The organism is Paenibacillus sp. UASWS1643 (assembly GCF_008693195.1).
Taxonomy (GTDB): Bacteria; Bacillota; Bacilli; order Paenibacillales; family Paenibacillaceae; genus Paenibacillus; species Paenibacillus amylolyticus_B.
Genome location: NZ_VXKZ01000035.1, coordinates 1 through 322, shown reverse-complemented (window position 1 = coordinate 322; position 322 = coordinate 1). Strand labels below are relative to the sequence as shown.

The 322-nt window shown below is 57.8% G+C and carries 1 protein-coding gene; it reads right to left on the bottom strand.

Annotation, left to right across the window (positions count from 1 at the left end):
• Positions 1 to 322 (bottom strand): hypothetical protein (locus tag FE296_RS00180; RefSeq protein WP_190944947.1); only part of this gene is annotated, 322 nt, incomplete at both ends.

Below are 322 nucleotides of genomic sequence, written 5' to 3'. Positions count from 1 at the left end.
TGCCGACTCCAGTTGCTCCCGTTATACCTGTGACTCCTGTTTCCCCTGTGACACCAGTTGCTCCGGTACTTCCCGTTACCCCGAATCCTGTGGCTCCGGTTATACCTGTGGCTCCGGTTTCCCCCGTGATACCAGTTGCCCCGGTACTTCCCGTTACCCCGACTCCTGTGGCTCCGGTTATACCTGTAGCTCCGGTACTTCCCGTTGTGCCGACTCCCGTTGCTCCCGTTATACCTGTAGCTCCGGTACTTCCCGTTACGCCGACTCCAGTTGCTCCCGTTATACCTGTGACTCCTGTTTCCCCTGTGACACCAGTAACTCC